The sequence below is a fragment of the Clostridium sp. CTA-6 genome (assembly GCF_054768115.1).
On the sequence record NZ_BAAAAU010000006.1, the window covers coordinates 208,952 to 228,434 of the forward strand.

Genomic DNA, 19,483 nt, shown 5'->3' on the forward strand with positions numbered 1-19,483 from the left:
TATGGAAATAAAAAATCACATTATGGACCAAAAAGAAGTTTATATTAAAATGGGCTATTCTAATGATGATGCTGAAAAAGCTGCTATTAAAGACATGGGCGATCCAAAAGCTACAGGTAAAATGTTAGATTCTGTACATCCTCCAACAATTGATTGGATTCAAATTATTGCACTAATTATGATAACCCTAACTTTACAGGTATTAAAAATGCTATCAGAATTAGGTGGATCATATTTTTCATCTATAGCACCAATTGATATTTTAAGAATACTAGGTATTTTTTTATCAGCATATGGGCTAATATGGATAGGAGTTGAAAAATATTCAGACCTTCCATTCTTTTATGGTAAAAGTCAACGTGGAGGTTCAAATGCCAACGCTGTATTTATTTGTTCATTAGCAATTGTAATGATGTCTCATTCTCTTTTACAAACTATAATACTTCTATTAATTTTTGCACTAATAATAGCTATTGAACGCTCTATTATTGAATCTAAAAGAATAAAAAAAGAACAAAAATTTCTTTGGCAACAAGGAATAGCTTATGAAGATTTTAATTATAAGGGTAAGGCTATATTCAACAATGCTCCACAGAAAGTATATTCTCAAGATGAGCCAATAAAAAAAGGTGACCCTATAATCATAACAAAAATAGATGGATTTAATCTAATTGTAAAAAAACAAGATCTTCATAATAATAACTAGCATATTAATAATATATAAATTCAACATCAAAAAAAGCATTTCATGATAAAATAATAAATCATGAAATGCTTTTGCTATCCTAATTATTTTTGTTTTCAAGCAACTCTTCAATATTATACAGTTTTTGTTTCATATCCCTTATTGATTTCTTAATTCCACTAAAATATCCATATAATCATATTATTATAGCTAATAATATAGTTCCTATAAATGTACCAGAACCAATTAATAATTCTTTCTCTAATAGTTCACCATAAAAACAAATCAAATTCTTACTTGTACTTTTAATTCATCCTCTGTCATTACTCTTTACACTTTATAAAATAACTTTATTCTTCATTTTTATCCATAGATACTTATTTTTTAAAAAAGTTATATAAATAAAGCTAAGTAATGTTCTCCATCCACTTATAGAACTTCCACAATCAAACTCTATAACTTCATCACTGGAAGCATAAAATTCTATTTTATTACTTTTGCACCAATCAATCTTTAAATAAATTGTATGCTTACCTTCTGTAACTTCAAATTCTCTTGTTTCTTTACGCTTAATCTCTCCTAAGCATTCATTGTCTAATATTATTTTATAAGCTCGTATTTTATCTGCATAGCTAGTTGATCTATTAATTTTTATCATGGTATTACCTCAACAATCTTAATAATATTTACCCTTATTTAACTTCTACAATAAAAATTTTATTATATTCTTTCTATTATGCATTTTATTATCTAACTTGATATTAAATTCAACCCATATCGTTGCTATAGATAACCTTAATAAAAAACATTTTCTAAATGTTATTACACTTTTTTGTATGGTTACATTAAACTTTTTGTAATTCAAATCTAAAGACTTGTTTTGTATCTGGATATTTTTTCTTATCCACTTCACTTAAAAACATATCAATTGGTCTTACATATATTCCAGTATCATCATATAAAGTTTTATATAATACCAATATTTCTTTGCTATACTTAGCGTCATGCACTATCTCTTTATTTTTAAGCTTCAATAATACAACTTTTTTCTCTAATTCAGTATGATAAGCAACAAGATGCCCTTCATCTAAATTTGAAGTTTGCATTTCTTCTTTATTATTTATAGGATTACTTATCCCCATTGTTGCATAGTATTTGTTTTTAAAATGCTTATATATTGCAGGATAAACTAAAGCATTTTCCATTTATGTTTCCTCCTTAATTTCATATTGTCTAAATTTTAAAGCAAAATTTTTAAACCATTTTCTTATACATTTTATAATTTATTCAGTAAAAACAAATATTTATTGAAAATATAACCTTTATTTATACATTGCATAAATTCAAGTCGCGGCTTTATGCTTGCCCTAGGAGAGAAATGACATATATTATTTTAGGTTTACTTTTTAAGTTCATTAACAAATTGAAATTTATCAAACATTTTCTGAATCAATTACTTTATAGCCCTTATCAATCAATGCTTTAGCAAATAGTCCATTGCCTTTAATTAATAGTTGGTAGAAAACATATCCTCTTTGCCTCTCAGAACCAAAGGGATAATTTACAGCACCAGCAATTTTTTCAGACTCCCTTTCACTGCCAAAGCAATCACTTTCTGAAATCATCTCATTCTTTAATCTTGGTATAGTTGATGAATAGCTCGTCCCATTCTTTTTATATAATAGCCTTCCATTTATAAGCTCTAACCTTTCCGAGCCACTAATTGTAAACCCATCATGCCAATATGCACCTCCACCTAGCCACTGAAAATATTCAATTGCATACATTCGATTATCCTTTAGTTCAACATAAATAATTGTTGATTTCAAATTACTTTTTCCTGGTTTTTGAATAGTATTATTGACACCAAACTCATCTTTAATAGTTTCTTCCTTAGAATCAAACATCAAAAGTTTACTAGAAACGTCTATATGTATAGCATCCTTTAACTTATCAACTTCATCATCCCATATATCTTTAAGAATAGTTTCTCGAAATCCCATATTCATGAGCATATCTCGGGTTTCTGAAGCCTTTGTAGGAATAAATTCTGTGGAACCCAATCTAATATGATTAGATCCTAAATTACAAATGATAAATATAAAAGCACATCCTATTATATATTCTAAAACATGCTTCTTACTCTTAGTCCTTACAGTCTCATCTGAATTTTTAAATTTAATACCACCTAAATCATCCACTAATTTATAAAGTGAATGGAAATTATAAAAATAAAAGAAAATTACAGGAATATATATAAACCAATAAATACTCAACTTTGTTATGACAAAAATTACAATAACAATCCTCCAAATAATTACACCTAAAAGAGGATCATTCCTGGGTGTTACACTAGCCTTTTCAAAAACCTTCTTTAACCCTTTTCGAAATATAAGAAAAAAGCTTACTTGAAAAGCAGTTAAAATAAATATCATAATAGCATTATTCTTAAAATTAACGTTTAATGGCGTATTTGCACATATTAAACATAATACATGAACTAACATATTTATTATAGAAAAAATCCATGCATTATTAAGTTCTTTATTTTCCTTACGTAAATCATAAAAACCAATATATATAAGTCCCACTCCAATTGTTGGCAAAATATACTGCAAACCTAAAAAGTTAAAAGTCATTATAGTAAATACAAATCCCCATGTAATATTGCTCATGGGTTTACGCCAAGGATTACTAGTCTTATATGATTGAAAATCAGTATTACTCATTTATACCCCCCTTACCTTTTTAAGTTTATCTAAACTCCCATATATCCATTTTTTTAATGTTACATAAAAGCCGTAAACTACGAATTCCACTTTATCTATATGTCATACAAATGAGATTAAATTAACTGTTTTAACCATATTTTATCACATTTTCAAATGCCGTACTATTCAGTTTAAAATAAACATATTTTTCTTTTAGTTCGTCTTATAATTTATTATGAACATTCTAAAATAGACTTTTAAATATATTTTACTTATACTACATAAATTTAAGTCGCCGACTTTATACATGCTCTACTCTAGGAATGGCATGTATAAAGTAAACCAGTCTGGCAGGTATAATTTGTAGCGGTTGTGACAAACGAATAGCTAATACAAATTGTACCTGCTTGGATAATCCAATTTTCCCGTATATACATCTAAAGCCTTAATTTTTTGTATCAAAAAAAGCCCTAAGAAATTTTTTTCAAAGGACTGATACTTTTTGTTTTTCTAATGTTATATATACAAATCCTAGTCTATTTAGCTTTACTATATTGTTATTATTATTAAAATAATTTATAATATTGAAAATATGTTATAAAAAATAAATCAAGATTTATAGTTTCCACATGTGGTGTGTGTTTAACCATATTACCAAAGTATATTTTTTTATATCAAAATATACTTTGGCTTCCTTTAAAAATATTAACATGTGAGATTATAAAAATCTTATTGTATTTTTTTATAACTTCTGAAATTTTATAATAACTTCTGCATTAATGTAAAAATAGCGGAAAATTTAATACTTCCGCTATTTTCTTTTTCCCTTATATATCAATTGTTTAAAGATTTTATTTGCATTAATAAAATAGTAAAGAACTCATCCTAACTATTTATCTTTTTCCTTATTACAAAATATTTTATAGCATCTTTATAAGAAACCCCCTTAATTTCAATAAAAGTTTATTTCTGTATTAAATCACACTAATATTTCAATATATATTATTATGTATTCTATATCCTAATTGTTATAAAATCAACATTTATATAACTTACTATATTTTTATGTATCACACTTTATTTTATCATTTGGTGTGAAAGTGGTGGAAGTATTCCAATCTTCCGCCACTTTTTATAAATACATGACCAATCTATAGTAATAATATAACTATACTATTATTAATTCTAGCTTTAAATTTATTTTAAATATAATAGAAGCTTCTTTAGCAAAGGGCTACCACCTAATAGGAACAATTGAATCTATCAAGAAAATATATCCATTAAGAATTTCCTTACAGTTATCAGAATTTCGAAGATTCATTAGTCCTAACACCCTAGACCTCGTTACCGTTGACAGTAACGACTATAAAGTATATACCTATGAAGGTAATGTTGCTAAATTCTTTTATGCTAAAGTACTAATTTGCTATGAAGTTACCAATGATGGATTGAAAAACCCAGTATACTTGCTGTTTACCGACACTTCATTAAATGTAGAAACTATAATTAAATATTATTTACACAGGTGGAGCATAGAAACTTCATAATAAGTATTTAAAAAGCAATTTAGCTTTTAAAATTGCCTAACTAAAGTTAGAAACCTAATGTAGTATGTGGAATATGAATATTCTATGTTTATAATTTATTGAAGGTTATTATAATTTTATAATAATATTGTTTTTTATTGTAATTAAAAGGGAACCCTAAATTAATAGGGCTCTCTTTAATAATACTGTAAATATTTAAACTAAAAGTATAATTTTTTATTTTATTCAAGTTTTATTATATTAACATTAGCTCCTTCAACAGTTATTGGATGCCCTGAAGCATTTGATAATGTTAAAACACTAGGAGCTCCTCCAGGTGTATTAAAAACAGCTGCTGAACTTAATGAAAACCTAGAGGATGCAGGTAAATTTAAGCTTTGTAAATTACTAAATTCACTTTGTGTTCCTCCTACTAAAGAGCCATTTAAATTAAATTGTAGAATTGCACTTCCTTCACCAGCATTACCTAAATTTGATGCGGCTTCATAAGAAGCATAATAAGTCTGATCAGGTTCTAAAATAATAAAAGGTGTTCCTGGTGTATGAGAAATTGCTGTTCCATTAATAACATTATTTGTTGAAAGAGAAACTGGATCACCTGTATCTACAGTCTGAATGGCAGCATTTGTTATACGAGCATTATTGGCTGTAACAAGAGGTCCAGTAGGACCAGTAATACCTTGTGGCCCAGTAGGACCAGTAAYGCCTTGTGGCCCAGTAGGACCAGTAACGCCTTGTGGCCCAGTAGGACCAGTAATGCCTTGTGGCCCAGTAGGACCAGTTACACCACGAGGGCAAGTGCATCTACCACATGTGGGAATACATATCATCTTACATTTATTATTCAATAAAATCACCTTCTGTTTATATAATTATATTTTTCCTAACAAAATTTAATCTTTTGTTATATGCTATATAATATGATAAACTTTTTTTTTTGATATAAGAATTAATATTATTATATAATTTAAACACAAAATGTATAAAATTATATTATCAACCTAGAATAAATAATAAAAATAATTAAATTACTTTAGTTATGGAAAATAAAAATAACGCAAAAGCTACATCCACTAAAAATTAAAATTACAAATAATAAAAGGTTTAATAACATAATAACTAATTTATATCTTTTCAAACTTTAAAATTAATGGCTGTAATACGAAAATTGATATGATTAACCAGAGAAATATAATCCATCTTTCATTTAGCCTAGTTAACACTATTATAGGTGACAAAGCAATAAAGAAGTATATTAATATTGATTGTTTTGATGCCTTATATTCACAACCACATTTGGGACATGTGTATTTATAATAGTTATTAAAAAATCCTCCTATATAAAAATCCTTAAAAGAAATATTATTGTTACATTTAATACATTCTTTTAACATATAATGCACCTCCGTTATTGATTTTTAAATAACATCCATAATTGCTCATTCAAAATAGTATTTAATAATTTACCATTATATACCCTCTAAAATATAATTTCTAACTCTCTTTCTTATATATTTTTCATTATATAGAGTTTTTCTTACAAAAACAAACATTTATTTAAAATATAACCTTTATTTATACATCACATAAATTCAAGTCGCCGACTTTGTACATGCCCTACCGGAGGAATGACATGTACAAAGTGGAGTAGCCTAGCATGTATAATTTGTAGCCAGCTGTGAAGAATGAATAGCTAGTACAAATTGTACCTGCTTGGCTAGTTCAAGGCGACGATGCGTAGACTACACTATGAAATTTAATCTTTTTTGGTGCGTAGGTAACCATAGAGGAATACCCTAATAAGACCTGAAAGTAGTACCCCAGACGCTTGTTTATTTTGCTAAACAATAGATTTGGCGAAGTCAGACTAGCCTTAATGGCTTGTTTTACTTACGCTAAATCTCCCTTTGTTTAGCGAAGTAGACAAGCGAAAGACCCTATAGGAATGCCACGATAAGACCCCAAAGTAATACTTAAATTCACTACTGCGGGTACCCTAATAAAGGACTAGTTAAAATCGTGAAGCTCTTAGATTTAAAAAGGCTCGGAAATAAGGGAGAGACTTTTTAAACCTTAGAGCTGCTAGATAGGAACCTGTACTTTTTAGGGTGCAGGTTAAAGTGCCCAAATAATATTCTTTAAAAAAGGTTAGTATATCTATATCAACTAACTAAATATATATAATAACTTTAATAGCAATAACTCTAATACAAGAATTTTACATAACTTTATGTTTACACTACTTGCTTTTAAAATTAAATATCCTTATAAACTAATTTATACTATATATAAAACATTGAATTACTTTTACCACACTAACACAACTTTTATAAAGATTTATATTTTTTTATTTTTGTTGAACTAGCTTTCTTTTGCCGTTCCTCAAAAGGAATACCCTATGGCAGATGGAAGCCTGTACAACAATTCCTATTTGGAAATTTTAAAAAAGTAATGCCACCCTAAGCAATACTTAAGATAGCATTTCTTTTTTAATTCTAATTTATCCTTGGAATTGCTTATTTCTGCAGCTACAAAGGAATACTTAAAAGTAGCAGATATAAGCTAGTACAAGGCTACCTATTTCCTCACCATACTTTAAAGTAGGCTAGTATTAATATTATTCACAGTATAATAAAATCCTTCTCCTTACTACTATAAACTTTAAATACTAATACTTCCTGCCTGTTTTAAAGTATTACGCCCTAGCGGATTAGAGTCTTTAGATAAGCTACTTAATGCTCCCTATAGGAATACCTAAAATTAAGCATTGTGTAGATTAGATAAAGCTTCCTTCAAAACTATTTTAGGCATCATTACTATATTTTTATTTCAATCACATTAATTATCAACTGCTTATTAAATTATTCCATAATAAAATCTAACCTATACCAGTTTTCAATAGAACAATTATAATATAGCTTTAGGAATTAATTCATAATCTAGGCTATAATCATCAAGTCCCATAAAATAAATTGGTACATTCAGAGTATAAGCTATATCAACTAAATGTTTTTTATTAATCTCCGAGCATTTATATCCAACATAAATTACTTACTAATTACAATTTTCTTTATACCATTCATCCATATATAGGTTAATTATATTTCCTTCATAATACTTATCCCACATTTCATAAAATTCTTGAAATAATCCTTGATTATCTTCATTTATATTTTCATGAATGCAGTTAGATATAACTATCGTTTTTCTTCCATTCCTATTTATAAGTAGCCTTTCTCATGATAGCCTTTCCCTTCTTATCTAAACCATCTTGATATTCTAAAGCCAGATTTTTTTCTAACATATTCTTACTTACTGCCATAGCTTTATACCTCCTTATTTTTGTTTGATTTTGTCTTCACCTATATATATGACTTAGAGATACAAAATGCAAAAATAAAAAGAAAGGTCCTAAAATTAAGACCTTTCTCTTTTGGTGTTCCATAACATATTATTGTCCTTTAGTATAGTCATTAAAAGCTTTAATTAAATAATCAAGTTTTTTTTCAACTCTAACTAAAAGATAAACACTAACTGCTACTGGGAATCCTACATTACTTATAAGCTCTACTAGGCTGTCATACATATTCCCACCACCTTTTAAGTAGAGAACCCAAATCTACGATTTGGTGTGAATCACTTACTCAGAGAAGTATAAATCTGAGTTACATTTCCTCTACTCTAATACTAACTATGCTTTTTTAAAGTACTTTGCAGTTTTTTTATTATCTTATCCTTTTCATACCTTATATTGTTATAGCTTTTATGGTTCTCTTTAGCAATACTTTCTATAGTTTTATCTCTAAAATAAAAACCTTCTATTATGTTCCTTTCATCCTTGGTTAAAGCATCTAAGGACTTGTACACTTCCTTTGTTTTTTCATAGGCCAAGATCTCATCTTCTAAAGTAAATTCATAAGGATATATATCTTTATCCGCTGGTATTTCTCGATGATGCTTTATTTCACCTTTTAGAAGCGCTTTGTAGTTTTGTTTTATAGCTTTAATACAATAGAATTTAAAATTTTTATCTTCTCCCTTGTACATATTTGCAGCTTTTATAACAGATAAATAGCCATGTTGAACTAAATCCTCATAATCATAACATTTTATTTTATACTTTGAAGCTTCCTTTAAAATAAGAGGAATAAAATTATCTATTATTTTTTGTAATGCTCTATTGTCACCTTCTCTATATTTTTTAATAAGTTGATGCATTAACATATCACCACCTTAAAGCTCTATTACCAATATTATACATCTAATGTGTTATGTTTTCATTGTTTTATAACTAAAAAAGCTAAACTTTTTAAAAGTTTAGCTTTTTAATTAATTGTCTATATATAACAATTGCTAATTTAAATAATATAAATTTTCTAGTTATAGTACCTGAAAAATATATTCTTAGTATGCTTTTCACATTCATTTTGTATTATATATTGTTGAAATTTTTCTTTTATAATAATTTTAGCTTTTTCACATTTATAAACTCTTCCATGTAATTCATCACTAAATTTAAAGATCCATTCTAATTCAAAATTATCATAATTATAGTTAGCTATATCTATTAAAAAACTAAATTTTTCACTATTATCTTTAAATTTATAGAATTTATCTGATTGTATAATTAAGTCATTTAAAATTAAATAAGCTATATTTAGCAATAAAATTTCCAAATTTTCATTTTTTAATATTGCTTGTTTATTTATAAATTCTAAAATTTTTTCTTCTAATTCTACAGAACTTAATATTATTTTATCAATAACAGCTTTATAATATACTGAAAAATGTCTTTTATTAAACTTCTCATTATCATTCAAATTTCCATAAACTAATTTATAAACTGGAATCAAAGTATATTCCAAAATATACAAATGCATTTCCACTTCCATTTGTCTTATTAATAATTTTAAATTTTTATCATCTTTAAATTTATAATCTTGATTTATATTGTCCATAATAAAAGCTATTTGTCTTATAAAATTCATTGCAGTATTTTCTTTATAAAAATTTCTATCCTTCTCTAAATTTGAACTTATTTTGTAAATCATATAATTAAATATTTCTTCAATCTTTTCTATAGATATATTTTCCTTAAAATTGTTATTCTGTTTTATAATAAAAATTAATAAATTTTCATATAATTTATCTAATTCTATAGAATAATTATCTATAACCTTTAAAAATCCATCTATTAATCTTATAAAGAGCTCTTTTCCTACATCTATTCTAGATAGTATATAGATAAACTTGTTTAATATTTGTTTAGCTTCTAGTATATTTTTCTTTTGAAGTATTGAATTAATTACATTATCATAAGTATCCTGAACAAATTCTAAAGCTTTTTCTTCTAATTTTATACTTTGTACATCATACTTTTCAAATAAATATTTAATCTGTTTTATATTCGAATAATTTACCATTACAAATAATGTAAAACCATCTATTTTTTTAAGTTTTATAACTTTTCCAGGCAAGCCCAGAATAGATTCCTTTTCTTCTATATATTTAGTCATATGGCTTAATAATGCACTTTCTATATAATTATAAAAAACCATTTCAAGTTCTTTATAATTATCCAACATAAGTCTATTCTTAGTTATAAATTTCCAGAAGTCTTCTATATTTTTTTTAAATTTATGTATTTCCCCATCACTACTACCTTTTCCTATATAAATATTATCTTTATTTTTTTCTACTTTTTCTTTTAAATCTGCTGTATCCCTTATTTTTCTATATACAAATTTTAAATTTAATATATCCTTCAAAAACAACAACTTTACTCTATTACTTGAAGGTAGCTTTAAATATATATTATCTAAATCTATTTTTCTTATTTCCTCTCTTATTTCTTTTTGTATGTCCTCATGTATTCCTAGCATTGAAATAGAAAAAATATTAAATGTTGAAATTGCGTGACCTAAATAATATCTATTAAACTCTGATATAAAATATAAATAATATTTTTTATTTAAAAAACATGTTTGCGATAGTCTTTTCAACACTTCATATGCTTGTAAATATTCTCCTAACTTATATAGTAAATAAGCCTTATTAAAAAATTTTTCTTCATTCCCATCAATATCTTCTAATTTCATATCATCTAAACATCTATACATATTTAAATAATCAAACTGCGAAATATACTCTTCTAATTCATCCATCTTATCATACAAATTTATATTTAATTCAAATGAATATTCAATTGCCCTTTCCTTTTCTAGACCTTCAGATTTTCTATGCAATGAAAGTACTTCTTTTATATAATTTTCATTTCTTGCTACTATTTTTTTTATACCAGCTTTATAAAGCACCTGTTTTATAAGATTTACTTTTATCTCTTTAGAAAAATCTATTTCTTTTTTCAATTCCCCTTTTTCTTTATAATCTTCACATTTATTAAACTTATTTAACTTATTATCATATTCTTTTATTTCAAGAAATAGATTAGTTACAATGCTTGTATTTAACTCTAAGCTCTCTTTTTCTAATAAAAAATGTGAATAAACAATTGTTCCATCATTTTCTTCAAATGGCGTTTCCAAATCTAATGCATCTATTATATTTTGAAAAAATATTTTATTTAAATTATTCAAGTTCTTCAGTCTTTCATATGCATAATCTATATTAATTTTATTCAAAGAATCTGTATCTAATATATATCTTAAAAAGATACAAGTATTTTTTGCTCTTTCATCAGTTAAATTTTTAAACTGTATAGATTTTTTTAAGTATTTAATTTCATCTGTTTCAGAATAATATAATATATTTATCCCCCTATTTTTATAGTAATCAAATTCCACCTGATTAAATTTCTTATTCTGGTTATTTTCTAAAAAATAAGCTTGCTGAAAACTATTCCCCAGTATATCCTTTACCCATTGAAAAATATATTTTACATTAATATCGTTTATAGAGTAACCTAAAAATAGAATTGTATATGTGGATATCAACGATTTAATATAATTTTGTATGAGCTTAAAATTTCTAAAATATGATAAATAATCATCTTCCTTTAATACTATATTTTTATTTTTTAAGTCTCCATGCATCTTTATTATCATATTATTATTTAAAGTGTATGGTAAATCTTCATCTTTTGAAACAACATCATAAAACACACCTTGATTACGAGCAGCTTCTTCTAATAATTCATCATAATTTGTTGTTACAATATGATATGGCTTAAGCTTAAATATAGCATCATGTATATCATTTGGTTTTACATTAACATTAAATTTATCCCATATAACATCATAGTAGTCTTTTTCTTTTCTTGAATTATAATAATATTGAGGTATCTTTAAATAATCTTCAGAAGAAATATTTTGTGTATCTATTCCTAATCCTCTTGCGAATTCTTCAACAAGGCTTGTCCATGAAGGGTATCCAGAATTAGCAGACACTCCAGCTCCAACAAATATAACTAGCTTGTTATTTTCACTAGCCTTTCTAATTATTCTTTTACTTTCATTTATAAAACTTTGCATCTATCTCTCTGCTAAAATTTATTACTAAATATAAAAATTATATAACATACTTTAATATACATTATTTTACCATATTATATTTCACATATATAATTCTATTTGCTTATTATAAATATAACTTTTCTAAACTATATAAAAAGTAACCATGCTCCCTGCATTAAATTACAAGTACAAGCTTTGTAAAAAAATCATTTCCATACAGCTTACGTAGCAAGGCAAGTCCACCTTTTAAGTTAATTATCGCTTTAGAGTCTTATTATGATATTTCCAACATGAACTGTTCAATTAACTCATAAAAGTTCATTTTCTTTACATCTTTAAAAATTAAATCGCTTTTGTTTATATATTTATTATGAAGTTCCTCTGCATTTTTAATTGCATCCTCAACATTACCCTTTTGTATAATTTGACGTATAATCCCTTTATCTGATTTTTTATATTCCTTACTTAAATGATACCCCAGTTTATTATAAATCTGATTTTTTCCCAACCTGTTATCTACATTTTCAAAATACATAAGTAGCCAAATTTCATGCACATATTGTAAGTAAACCTTGTATATGTTACAGTATTATTATAAAATTAAAAGTTACTAATATAATATGTATCTTAGATATATGGAAAGTAGTGATGTTAATGACTTTAGAACAAAAACTTATAGAATTATCTAAGGATATGTCAGAAGATATGTTATCAGAGGTTATAGATTTTGCAGAATATCTAAAGGAAAAAAATAATAAAGAGCATAAAAAATTAGTTGATGAATTTATAAAAGAAAATGACATAGCTCTAAAGGAGTTAGCTAAATAAAGACGATATTAAACCACAGTATTTAAGCATAAGACAGGAAATGGTTACTGTCTTATGCTTAAATTTTTAATCTATAATTATTTTCCTTCCCAACTATTTCAACTGTATAATCCTTTGCCATTTCAATTATTCTACTTCCTATAGCTTCATCAAAATCTAGGAGCTTTTCTACGGTAAATTCAGAACTAACTATCATAGGTAAATAATTCATATATCTATAATTAATTATTTCAAACATTATATTTATATCAGATTCATTTATTTTACCCTTAAATAAATCATCTATAAGAAGAATCTTTGCCTTTTGATATTTTGATAAAACCTTACTATAATATTCTTCATCTATCATATTCTGTTTTATTTTTGTTATAGTATTTCTATAAGGCATATATACAACTGGAACTTGTTTGTTCTTTAAAAAATTCACTGCTAAAGCTATACTTAAATGAGTTTTGCCGCTACCTACTTGCCCTATAAAAGCAATACTATTTTGTCTTGTATTTTTGATTTCATCAAAGTTTTTATAGTATTGAATGGCTGTATTCTTTGCTAATTCAGTTGTTTCATTATAGGGTTTATAATTTGAAAAGGTATGTTTAGATTGCTCCGTATTTATTCCTGCTAAGTTCCACATATCTTTAGCCCTTTGCATTTCATAGCAGCTACACCTTCTGCAGTAAACTCTACCCTCTTTATCTATATTAGTTATCCATGTACTACCACCGCATTTATTACAAACTTCTTTATATGAGTCCCTTACATTTTCTATCCCTTTGCAATTTAGGTTTTGGTGATTTATACCCAGCCCATTTTCTCTTTGATTCTTTATCTCCTCCATTATTCTGTTTATGCTCGTTTTTAGTGCCATCAAAATCACCACCTTTTACCTTCTTATTTTCCATTACACCCCATCTATTTTCCAATTTTCTAAAATCCCCTTAATATACTTATAACTGTGTTTACCAGATTCATCTGCTATTTCAACTTTTCCGCTTTCGGTAAGTTTTGTACAAGCTTCACTATTATCTTTTATAAATTGTGGAATTTAAAAAATATTATAATCATATCCACCTAAGAGTTTTCCTTTAGAATCCCTTCTTAAAACTCTTTCTATATATCCTGCACTTTCAAGTTCATTAATAGCTTTTGATATATCGTCTCTTTTATCCCTACAATTTTTATAAATAACAGGAGTAGTTCCAAGCTTTCTATTGTATTAAGTACATTCTATTTAAATATACGATATATGAAAAATATATATTCAACATAATATATATTTTAAAAACTTAAAAACCTACAACTTTTGAAATTTTATAAAGGGAGTAGAAAAAATTTTTTCTACTCCCTTTAAATTATTATTCTAATCACTATTAAAATAATTTTTGAATTTCTTTAATATCTTTGTTATTTAAATATTCACATTTTATTGCATTATCTATGTACTCCATAATATCATTGGTGGGTTGAATTTTTTGAATTTCAGATAATACTTTTATTATATCTACCAGAATCAATTTTCTTTGGCTGTCTTTGTATTTTGATATATCTATACTTATAAGTTTACGTACAACTAATGATAATAAGCCTTTTTTATACATAATCCATTTATTAATACTTTGAATTGTTTGTCTTGCAGTAATAAATTTTTCATCTTCACAATGGGATAAATATATATCAATAATATCCTCAAATTTATTCTGATCATCCCAACGATTATTTTCTGCAATAAGCATTATACCAATACTTCGTTGATATGAATTACTGTTACTGAGTTTTTTGCAAAAATCTTTCCAATACTTATAAACATCTGAAAACATTTGACTACTACTTTGTAGAACAAGAAATGCAGTGTATCTTACTTCATTATTTTTTTCATTTAATAGATTTATGAGATATTCTATGTCGTTAGTATTTAGTTGCTTAGCAACCTCATCTATGGTATTTTTATTTTCAATTAGATATTCTATCTTTATCATATATGCCACCCCTACATACCAAACATTATATCTGCAACGTTTTACTATTTTGATTTTATTGCTTTTATTGATGCAGACATAATATATTCTCCAACTTTTAAGTTATGTCCCCATTTTTCAGCATATTCCTTTGAGACTTCTTGAGTTTCAATTCTAATATCACTAAAATCAGCCTTTTCTAAATATAATTTTAATTCTTCAGCTGAAGATGCCCCAGTAACTCATCCACAATAAAGCTTCTCATCTTGCTTCATTTCCTTGGTCAATTCTCTAATAAGAACTATATCAGAAATAGCAATTCTACCACCTTTTTTTAATACACGATAAGCTTCATTATATACCCTTTGTTTATTGGGAGATAAATTTATAACGCAATTTGAAATAATTACATCTGCAGTATTATCTGCTACAGGAAGATTTTCAATTTCACCTAATCTAAAGTCTACATTTCTATATCCATATTTCTTAGACATAACTCTTGATTTATTAATCATCTCTGGAGACATGTCAACTCCAATAATATATCCCTTAATCCCAACTTTCTTTGAAGCCAAAAAACAGTCAAATCCTCCTCCACTTCCAAGGTCTATAACAGTTTGGCTTTCTTTAAGATTAGCTATTAATTGGGGATTTCCGCAACCTAACCCCATATTAGCTTCCTCTAGAGCAGTTGATATTTCTTCATCAGAATATCCAATTTTACGTGATATCTCTATGAAAGATTTTTTAAGATTAATACTTCCCCCACAGCATCTATCCTTTTTTGCATTTCCAATAGCTATCTTCCTATAACTATTACGAACAGCATTTCTAACATCGCCCTTTTTAAAATCACCATCTTTTATCCTCCTTACCTTAATTCTTCATTGATAAATAAAAGTTGTAGAACTTCATCATCATCTTAATTATCTTTAACTCTCTCAACTAAGTTTTTTTATTTTGTCTTCAATGATATCATTAATTATTTTCACATTTACAACTATTCCCCAATTTACTTTTATAATTTCTTAAATCTTCACAAGTCATTCCACTCTTTTTATATTTATTGTTGCAATGCAGAATTTTACCAATCTGACTTACTTTAAGAAAATTATAAATAAAAAAACATATCATATTATACTTTATTACTTATTAATTTTCGAGCAAATGACCTTGGATGCTCAATTTTATCCTCTGTTATAAACAGAGATTTATAGCCAAAATTGTTCCGAATTACTACCAGGAGTGTAATAATATTTTAAATTTTATCTTGAAAAATTTCAGGACATCTTAAAAAACAATATATATCTTTTAAAGAAGGAAATACAACAGAATAGAGTAAAATAAAGTGTGTAAGTTACAATTAACAAACTTATGCACTTTATTTTATTTATAAAGTTCTAGCTTAAAAGAAAGGATTATGAATAATGCTGTATTTTAAATAAATGTTCGCTTTTAATAGTTCTTTGCTTCTTCTCTTGTCATCCAAAAATGAATACCCGTAGTAGAGTCCATCCATCTATCCTCATTAAAATCCTTTACTTCTACCCATTCGCCTACACTATAAACAAAGTTCTCATCTACTAAAGACCAAGCTTCCACATAACTTTCTTTATAGTCGAAACTTTTAATTGTAAGAACTTTTGCCTTATTGCAGCGACAAGAAGGTAACGTAGCCGAAGTGCGCTTTGCATCTGCCGGTATTAGAAGTTGTACTAAACGATCATTAAAACACTTCTTATATGCAAGGAAGGCTCCTTTCTCTGGACAGCGTAAATGAAACCATTTTGTATCCTTATCGGAAATAATAGCATCCAATTTAGCATATTCTAACACTGCACCATATAAATTTGCACCTTCAATGTTACAGCCAGTCATATCTGCATATCGAAGCACTGCACATTCTAAATTTGCATGTCTAAAATTCGTCTTACGTACAGTACATTCATCAAACAATGTATTAAAAACACTGCTATACTCTAGATTTGCCTCATCAAACTTAACTCGATGGAATGCGCTCAAAGAGAAATCAATATTAGATAAATTCCAGCTTGTAAAATCCATGTCAAAAAGTTCTATCTCTTTTAAAACAAGTCTTTCTTTTGGTTTCCTATTCTTTAATATCTCTTTAAATTCCTCTTGTGATAATTTGCGCATGATATTTTCCTCCTTTTCTGCGTCCGTAATTCTATATTTTTCACATATACTTTGCCAACCTGCATTAATTCCTTCTTAGGTACGTACCTTCAGCACAAGTGTCCAAAATATTCTCATTATATTTAATAGATAATAGCCTTATAAATTTCCAAATACTCTACAATATCTTACTAATTTCAATTATACCATGAATATCTAACCATTTTCATTATCGTTACTATACATTATGCTCATAACCTCACTACAAATTCTTTTCAAAAAGCGCAACTTTTACGCTACCATCCATATATTCTTTTGTTATATTAAAACCGAGTTTTTGGTAGAAATAGTGATTACGCTTTTTATCAACAGGAGTTTCAAGCTACCAATGTTTAGCATCAACAAAATAGTCAAAAATAAAACTCATTACTTTTTGTCCTATGCCTATATTTTCATATTCCGAAATGACGCAAAGCGCCCCTAAATAATAGATAATCCGATAAAAAAGCCTTCTTTTGAAACACCTTCATTGTACATTATATCAAATTCAGCTTTTTTAAAAATGAGTGCAACCTTATTTCTCCCTACTTTTATAAAATCTTACTAGTTTATTTTTTATATTCATAAACGGTTATTATAAAACTTTATGTAACAAAAATCTTTTAAAAAAATATTTTGATAGTATGAGGATAAATTAGGAGGGTTACAACGGTTAAAAAATTATATAAATAATTATAAAACATGTTTAATTAAGACCTATATAAATTTGGGGGTGGATTTTTAATGAAGGTTGTAGTTATCGGCGGAGGTTGGGCAGGATGTGCCGCAGCTATAAGCGCTAAAAAAGCTGGTGCTGATGTTAGTATATTTGAAAAGACGGATTTGCTTTTAGGATTAGGTAATGTTGGTGGGATAATGAGAAATAACGGAAGATTCACCGCAGCAGAGGAGCTTATATCTTTAGGTGCTGGTGATTTAATAAATATAACAGATGAAAACAGTAGACATAAAAACATAGATTTTCCGGGTCATAAACATGCCTGGCTTTACGATGTAAATAAAATAGAACCTGTTGTAAAAAATCATATGAAAAATATGGGCATAGATATTCATCTTATCTCTAGAATAGTAGATGTAAAAAAAGAAGGAGATAAAATAAAAGGCATATATATTTCAGACGGAACTTACGTAGATGGTGATGTATTTATAGAAACTACTGGTTCTACAGGACCTATGGGCAATTGTTTAAGATATGGTAATGGATGTTCTATGTGTGTTTTAAGATGTCCTGCCTTTGGCCCTAGAGTAAGCTTAACTTCAAGAGCCGGAGTAGATGATTTCCAAGGAGAAAGAGAAGATGATTTATTAGGAGCCTTTAGTGGTTCCTGTAAACTAGCTAAAGAAACTATGTCTGATGAATTGGTAAAAGAACTTGATGAAACTGGAGTATTGGTTTTAAAGGTTCCAAAAGAAGATATAAACCTAGATAAATTAAAAATGAAAGTTTGTCAACAATACGCTCTAAAAGAATTCGCAGAGAATATTGTCATTCTAGATACTGGACACGCAAAATTAATGACTTCCTACTATCCTCTAGAAAAACTAAGAAAAATAAAAGGACTAGAAAGTGTAAAATATATAGATCCTTATGCAGGTGGAAAAGGAAATTCTATAAGATATTTGTCTGTGGCTCCAAGAACAGATGATATGAAAGTGAAAGGACTAGATAACCTCTTTGTAGGAGGAGAAAAAAGCGGCTTATTTGTTGGGCACACTGAAGCCATAACCACAGGAAGTTTAGCTGGACACAATGCTGTAAGATATTGCTTAGGCATGCCAATGTTAATTCTTCCAAGAAATATAGCTTTAGGAGATTTAATAGCCTATGCAAATGATAAGCTTTATTCAAAGAAAGGTAGAAAAAATAGATATACCTTTGCCGGTGCAGAATACTTTAAGAGGATGGTTGAAGAAAACTTATATACTACAGATAGAGAAGAAATAAAAAAAAGAGTTTCAAAATTAAACCTAGAAGATGCTTTAGCTCAAAAATTAGTATAAAATTTAGGAGCCATAATTTTGGCTCCTTTTAAATATTAAATAAACTTAAAACTATTCCTAAAATTATAAACTCCAGAATTTATAATTT

17 protein-coding genes and 1 pseudogene are annotated in these 19,483 nt (G+C 27.0%); 3 read left to right on the plus strand and 15 right to left on the minus strand.

Annotated features, from left to right (window positions below; translation table 11 throughout):
- Position 1 precedes the first annotated feature (1 nt).
- Positions 2-706: a permease prefix domain 1-containing protein gene (locus ACYUDJ_RS11360; RefSeq protein WP_187116479.1), complete on the plus strand. Its 705-nt coding sequence runs from the start codon at positions 2-4 to the stop codon at positions 704-706.
- Positions 707-1,022: 316 nt separating this feature from the next.
- Here the strand turns inward: ACYUDJ_RS11360 and ACYUDJ_RS11365 are convergent, their stop codons facing one another.
- The 10 genes and pseudogenes from ACYUDJ_RS11365 to ACYUDJ_RS11410 all read right to left on the minus strand — a co-directional run bounded on the left by ACYUDJ_RS11365 (position 1,023) and on the right by ACYUDJ_RS11410 (position 12,971).
- Positions 1,023-1,343 carry a hypothetical protein gene (locus ACYUDJ_RS11365; protein ID WP_003484962.1) on the minus strand — a complete coding sequence of 107 codons (321 nt, stop codon included), beginning with the start codon at positions 1,341-1,343 and terminating at the stop codon, positions 1,023-1,025.
- A gap of 187 nt (positions 1,344-1,530) precedes the next feature.
- A complete protein-coding gene (locus ACYUDJ_RS11370; RefSeq protein WP_003484961.1) occupies positions 1,531-1,890 on the minus strand; it encodes a DUF1653 domain-containing protein in 360 nt (119 codons plus the stop codon).
- A 228-nt stretch (positions 1,891-2,118) separates the two neighbouring features.
- Positions 2,119-3,414 carry a hypothetical protein gene (locus ACYUDJ_RS11375; RefSeq protein WP_003484959.1) on the minus strand — a complete coding sequence of 432 codons (1,296 nt, stop codon included), beginning with the start codon at positions 3,412-3,414 and terminating at the stop codon, positions 2,119-2,121.
- Positions 3,415-5,164: 1,750 nt separating this feature from the next.
- Positions 5,165-5,791, minus strand: a complete 627-nt coding sequence (locus ACYUDJ_RS11380) for a collagen-like protein (RefSeq protein WP_460289640.1) — start codon at positions 5,789-5,791, stop codon at positions 5,165-5,167.
- A 276-nt stretch (positions 5,792-6,067) separates the two neighbouring features.
- On the minus strand, positions 6,068-6,337 hold the full coding sequence (locus tag ACYUDJ_RS11385) for a hypothetical protein (protein WP_042384728.1): 270 nt from the start codon (positions 6,335-6,337) through the stop codon (positions 6,068-6,070).
- 1,826 nt (positions 6,338-8,163) lie between these two features.
- Positions 8,164-8,265, minus strand: a pseudogene (locus ACYUDJ_RS11390) (DUF1659 domain-containing protein); the annotation flags it as partial.
- Between the two features lie 129 nt (positions 8,266-8,394).
- Positions 8,395-8,529, minus strand: coding sequence for a YvrJ family protein (locus ACYUDJ_RS11395; RefSeq protein WP_003484956.1), 135 nt, complete (start codon positions 8,527-8,529; stop codon positions 8,395-8,397).
- Between the two features lie 101 nt (positions 8,530-8,630).
- Positions 8,631-9,161 (minus strand): sigma-70 family RNA polymerase sigma factor, encoded by a 531-nt coding sequence (locus ACYUDJ_RS11400; protein ID WP_003484942.1) that lies wholly within the window; start codon positions 9,159-9,161, stop codon positions 8,631-8,633.
- Between the two features lie 158 nt (positions 9,162-9,319).
- Positions 9,320-12,433, minus strand: coding sequence for an SIR2 family protein (locus ACYUDJ_RS11405; RefSeq protein ID WP_003484940.1), 3,114 nt, complete (start codon positions 12,431-12,433; stop codon positions 9,320-9,322).
- Positions 12,434-12,689: 256 nt separating this feature from the next.
- Positions 12,690-12,971, minus strand: coding sequence for an RloB domain-containing protein (locus ACYUDJ_RS11410; RefSeq protein ID WP_003484939.1), 282 nt, complete (start codon positions 12,969-12,971; stop codon positions 12,690-12,692).
- A gap of 98 nt (positions 12,972-13,069) precedes the next feature.
- On the opposite strand from ACYUDJ_RS11410, the gene ACYUDJ_RS11415 reads away from it, so the two are divergent.
- Positions 13,070-13,243, plus strand: coding sequence for a DUF2281 domain-containing protein (locus ACYUDJ_RS11415; protein ID WP_071236016.1), 174 nt, complete (start codon positions 13,070-13,072; stop codon positions 13,241-13,243).
- A 58-nt stretch (positions 13,244-13,301) separates the two neighbouring features.
- Here the strand turns inward: ACYUDJ_RS11415 and ACYUDJ_RS11420 are convergent, their stop codons facing one another.
- From ACYUDJ_RS11420 to ACYUDJ_RS11440, 5 genes are all read right to left on the minus strand, one after another.
- Complete coding sequence (locus ACYUDJ_RS11420; protein WP_042384726.1) at positions 13,302-14,111, minus strand: ATP-binding protein; 810 nt, start codon at positions 14,109-14,111, stop codon at positions 13,302-13,304.
- A 33-nt stretch (positions 14,112-14,144) separates the two neighbouring features.
- Entirely contained in the window at positions 14,145-14,288 is a 144-nt protein-coding gene (locus ACYUDJ_RS11425; RefSeq protein ID WP_141650358.1) for a DnaD domain protein, read from the minus strand.
- A 325-nt stretch (positions 14,289-14,613) separates the two neighbouring features.
- Positions 14,614-15,219, minus strand: a complete 606-nt coding sequence (locus ACYUDJ_RS11430) for a hypothetical protein (protein ID WP_003484930.1) — start codon at positions 15,217-15,219, stop codon at positions 14,614-14,616.
- Between the two features lie 44 nt (positions 15,220-15,263).
- Entirely contained in the window at positions 15,264-16,064 is an 801-nt protein-coding gene (arsM, locus tag ACYUDJ_RS11435; protein WP_154698153.1) for an arsenite methyltransferase, read from the minus strand.
- A gap of 589 nt (positions 16,065-16,653) precedes the next feature.
- Complete coding sequence (locus tag ACYUDJ_RS11440; RefSeq protein WP_003484926.1) at positions 16,654-17,355, minus strand: pentapeptide repeat-containing protein; 702 nt, start codon at positions 17,353-17,355, stop codon at positions 16,654-16,656.
- A gap of 762 nt (positions 17,356-18,117) precedes the next feature.
- Here ACYUDJ_RS11440 and ACYUDJ_RS11445 point away from each other — a divergent pair.
- A complete protein-coding gene (locus ACYUDJ_RS11445) occupies positions 18,118-19,395 on the plus strand; it encodes an FAD-dependent oxidoreductase (protein WP_003484924.1) in 1,278 nt (425 codons plus the stop codon).
- The last annotated feature ends 88 nt before the right edge of the window (positions 19,396-19,483 follow it).

Coding starts and splice junctions, on each gene's coding strand:
- ACYUDJ_RS11360 (WP_187116479.1), top strand. CDS start 2: ATGGAAATAAAAAATCACATTATGGACCAAAAAGAAGTTTATATTAAA.
- ACYUDJ_RS11365 (WP_003484962.1), bottom strand. CDS start 1,343: ATGATAAAAATTAATAGATCAACTAGCTATGCAGATAAAATACGAGCT.
- ACYUDJ_RS11370 (WP_003484961.1), bottom strand. CDS start 1,890: ATGGAAAATGCTTTAGTTTATCCTGCAATATATAAGCATTTTAAAAAC.
- ACYUDJ_RS11375 (WP_003484959.1), bottom strand. CDS start 3,414: ATGAGTAATACTGATTTTCAATCATATAAGACTAGTAATCCTTGGCGT.
- ACYUDJ_RS11385 (WP_042384728.1), bottom strand. CDS start 6,337: ATGTTAAAAGAATGTATTAAATGTAACAATAATATTTCTTTTAAGGAT.
- ACYUDJ_RS11395 (WP_003484956.1), bottom strand. CDS start 8,529: ATGTATGACAGCCTAGTAGAGCTTATAAGTAATGTAGGATTCCCAGTA.
- ACYUDJ_RS11400 (WP_003484942.1), bottom strand. CDS start 9,161: ATGCATCAACTTATTAAAAAATATAGAGAAGGTGACAATAGAGCATTA.
- ACYUDJ_RS11405 (WP_003484940.1), bottom strand. CDS start 12,433: ATGCAAAGTTTTATAAATGAAAGTAAAAGAATAATTAGAAAGGCTAGT.
- ACYUDJ_RS11415 (WP_071236016.1), top strand. CDS start 13,070: ATGACTTTAGAACAAAAACTTATAGAATTATCTAAGGATATGTCAGAA.
- ACYUDJ_RS11420 (WP_042384726.1), bottom strand. CDS start 14,111: ATGGCACTAAAAACGAGCATAAACAGAATAATGGAGGAGATAAAGAAT.
- ACYUDJ_RS11430 (WP_003484930.1), bottom strand. CDS start 15,219: ATGATAAAGATAGAATATCTAATTGAAAATAAAAATACCATAGATGAG.
- ACYUDJ_RS11440 (WP_003484926.1), bottom strand. CDS start 17,355: ATGCGCAAATTATCACAAGAGGAATTTAAAGAGATATTAAAGAATAGG.
- ACYUDJ_RS11445 (WP_003484924.1), top strand. CDS start 18,118: ATGAAGGTTGTAGTTATCGGCGGAGGTTGGGCAGGATGTGCCGCAGCT.